This window comes from bacterium, assembly GCA_023135785.1.
GTDB lineage: Bacteria > CAIJMQ01 > CAIJMQ01 > CAIJMQ01 > CAIJMQ01 > CAZNJA01.
Genome location: JAGLSL010000017.1, coordinates 1 through 3,314, shown reverse-complemented (window position 1 = coordinate 3,314; position 3,314 = coordinate 1). Strand labels below are relative to the sequence as shown.

3 protein-coding genes are annotated in these 3,314 nt (G+C 37.0%); all 3 read right to left on the bottom strand.

Features of this window, described 5'->3' with window-relative positions; genetic code table 11:
* Positions 1 to 42: 42 nt before the first annotated feature.
* Entirely contained in the window at positions 43 to 1,368 is a 1,326-nt protein-coding gene (locus KAS42_01595; GenBank protein ID MCK4904926.1) for a DUF1015 domain-containing protein, read from the bottom strand.
* Positions 1,369 to 1,394: 26 nt separating this feature from the next.
* Positions 1,395 to 2,672 (bottom strand): serine--tRNA ligase, encoded by a 1,278-nt coding sequence (serS, locus tag KAS42_01590; GenBank protein MCK4904925.1) that lies wholly within the window; start codon positions 2,670 to 2,672, stop codon positions 1,395 to 1,397.
* A gap of 31 nt (positions 2,673 to 2,703) precedes the next feature.
* Positions 2,704 to 3,314 (bottom strand): RtcB family protein (locus KAS42_01585; GenBank protein ID MCK4904924.1); only part of this gene is annotated, 611 nt, incomplete at its 5' end.

The following is a 3,314-nucleotide window of genomic DNA, read 5'->3' as shown; positions in this document are numbered from 1 at the left end:
ATCCATTGTATATCTACTGTATTTCAAATTTGTGTTAAAAATTTATTTTTCAAAAACATTAATAAAGAAGCCCGTAGGAACTTTTGGATAAAAATATGTGGCTTTACCGGGCATCCTTTCTTGCCGATTTGCTACGAGTTTTACTTCTTCCACCTTTGTAGAATTTAGGAGAAATGCTATCTGATAAGTGCCGTTTTTAACCAAGTCTATAGCTTTATATCTATCAACTTCATAGGCAAGACGCGAAGTATCTTGAAGTTCTTTTTCTTCATATCCCAAGATGTGGGAAAATATTAAAGAATGTAATACTGACACGTCTAAATGCTTCCACGCAGGAGAATGATACTGCATTTTACCTAATAGTTTCTTTTCATTTTTGGATACGAAGAGCAATGTTTTGATTGCGCCGTTATCGTTATGTACTACGCCGAAAGCGTGTCGACTATGCCCTTCTTCTCGGATAAGTTTAAAGCTTTTATCTATATCATTTAGGGGAAGTTCTTTTATAAAGAAAAAGTCACAAGCTTTATTGTTAAGTTTTTTCCAATCATCCAGGCTAAAATCTTTTAATAGTCGATGGGCAGGAAAAATCTTTAAACTATCATCCTTTATAGGAGAAATATAGGCCAAAATCCATCTATTGTAATCCTTCTTATTTTCTTTCCAAAATTTCAGAGCTGTTTCATATCTATGGTGCCCGTCTGCGATGTATAATGTTTTTTGCTTTATTATTTCCTTAATTTTATCATTGGCTTGAGGATTGGAAACTCTCCATAGGGTATGTTTTTTGCCCAAAGGATGAGGGAATCCTTTGAGAATATATTTAGAGTTTTTTCTTTCCAACGGAACAAAATCGGCAAAAGTAGACTCTTCTTTGTTTTGTTCAAGCGATTTCATTACTTCATTGTTTTCATCCGAATAGATTAAAAATATTGGCGAAAGGTTGGTGCGTGTGGCGTTTAAAAGCTTGAATCTATCTTCTTTTGGAGAAGAAAGTGTATTTTCATGCGGCAGAATTTTCCCGTCCGCGAAATCCTCAAGTCGTACAAGAGCAAAAAATCCTTTTCTTAATGAATTTTCATTATTAGCAAGAAAACGCTGGTGATACAGGTAGAAAGAAGATTTATCTCCTTTCATAAAAATCCCATCTCTTAACCATTTATTTAGCATAGAAGCAGAGTGTTGGTATTTATCCTGATTTGTGGTTTCTTTTGGAAGAATGAGGTTGATAATATTATGCTTTCTTGCATAATATTCCTCTCTTTCCTCAATAGGAATAACATCGTACGGAGGCGCAATCACTTGCGAAAGACTTTTTATCTTATTTGGATTATAAAAATATCCGTTAAAAGGTTTTATTTCAGCCATTTTTTAAAGTGATAAATCTGAAAAGGTTATGTTTTCTCAATTTTCGTTTTTCCGTTCATATAAGGACGCAGGACTTCAGGGATAAGGATTGAGCCGTCCTCCTGCTGGTAGTTTTCTAATATTGCGATAACTGTTCTTGCCAAGGCCACGCCTGAGCCGTTTAATGTATGTAAATATATCGGCTTTCCGCCGCCTTTGGGTTTATATTTTGCGTTTATTCTCTGCGCCTGAAAATCTGCGCAGTTGGAGCACGAAGATACTTCCAAATATCTGTCCAGTCCGCCTGCCCAAAGTTCGATATCATAACATTTTGCCGCGGCAAACCCCATATCGCCCGTGCAGAGTAAAATCACTCGGTAAGGCAATTTTAATCTTTGAAGAATATCTTCGGCATCTTTCAACATCGATTCAAGTTCTTCAAAAGAATTTTCCGGTTTTACGAATTTTACCATTTCCACTTTATCGAATTGATGAACTCTGACAAGCCCCTTCGTATCTTTTCCGTAAGAACCCGCCTCTCTCCTGAAACAGGGAGTGTAGCCGGTATAATATACTGGTAAATCTTCTTCCCGGAATGTCTCGCCTGCATGAAGATTGGTCAATGGTACTTCTGCGGTAGGGATAAGAAAAAAATCTTCTTTTTCGATATGATACATATCTTCTTCCAATTTCGGCAGTTGTCCCGTACCTGTCATAGTAGAACGGTTGGCTAAAAGGGGCGGAGAAATTTCGGTATATTTATGCTCTCTTGTATGGACATCCAGCATAAAGTTGATTAAAGCTCTTTCTATCAAAGCGCCTGTTTTTTTGTATAAAGGGAAATTACTTCCGACAATTTTCAAAGCTCTCTCAAAATCGATAATGTCTAGATTCTTAGCCAACTGCAGATGGTCTTTAGGCGAAAAATTAAACTTAGGAATTGTTCCCCATTTGCGGACTATTTTATTGTCTTTCGCGTCTTTCCCAACAGGAACCGAAGAATGAGGGATATTAGGAATAGTTAGTAAAACGGGATTAACCTTACCTTCTATCTCTTTGACTTGTTTATCAAGTCCTTTTATTTGTTCCGAGACATCTCTCATCTCATCTTTTAATTTTTCGGCGTCTTTGCCCTCTTTAATCAACTTGCCGATATCATCCGATTGAATATTTCGTTGATGTTTAAGAGTTTCTACTTCGCCAAGCAGTTTTCTTCTTTCTTCGTCGGATTTAAGCAATTCATCTATATTTACTTTCATACTTCTATCTCTCATCGCTTTTTTTACTACTTCAGCGTTACTTCTTATATATTCCAGTTTTAACATAATTTACCTCATCGGCACTTTTTAAAAAAGTTTAGCCCTTTATCACACCCAAAGGTTTCATTTTTGCTACTTTTTGCGATATCCCTGCCTTATGAACTATATCCACAACCATATTTATATCTTTATACGCTTCAGACATTTCTTCTGCAAGTGTGTTTTTGTTCCTAGCCCTTACTGTAATGCCTTTTTCTTCCATCTCCCTAAAAATCGACCTGCCTTTGGCAATCTTTATAGCCTTATGCCTGCTCATAGTTCTTCCAGCTCCGTGACAGGTACTGCCCCATGTTTCTTCAAAGGCTTTTTGTGTACCGGCAAGTAAATAAGACGCCCTTCCCATATCACCCGGAATTATAACAGGTTGACCTATACTTTTATATTTTAATGGGATATCAGGATGATTCGGCGGAAAAGCTCTTGTTGCGCCTTTGCGATGGACGCAAAGAAGAGTTTCTTTCCCATTGACCTTATGTTTTTCTAACTTGGCAATATTATGCGCTACATCGTATATCAGTTCCATACCCAAATCCTGCCACTTCTTGCCGAAAAATTTTCCAAAGGTTTCTCTTACAAGATGCATAAGTATTTGCCTATTGCACCACGCATAATTAGCCGCAGACGCCATAGCAGAAAAATAATCTTTTC

Coding starts and splice junctions, on each gene's coding strand:
- KAS42_01595 (MCK4904926.1), bottom strand. CDS start 1,368: ATGGCTGAAATAAAACCTTTTAACGGATATTTTTATAATCCAAATAAG.
- serS (MCK4904925.1), bottom strand. CDS start 2,672: ATGTTAAAACTGGAATATATAAGAAGTAACGCTGAAGTAGTAAAAAAA.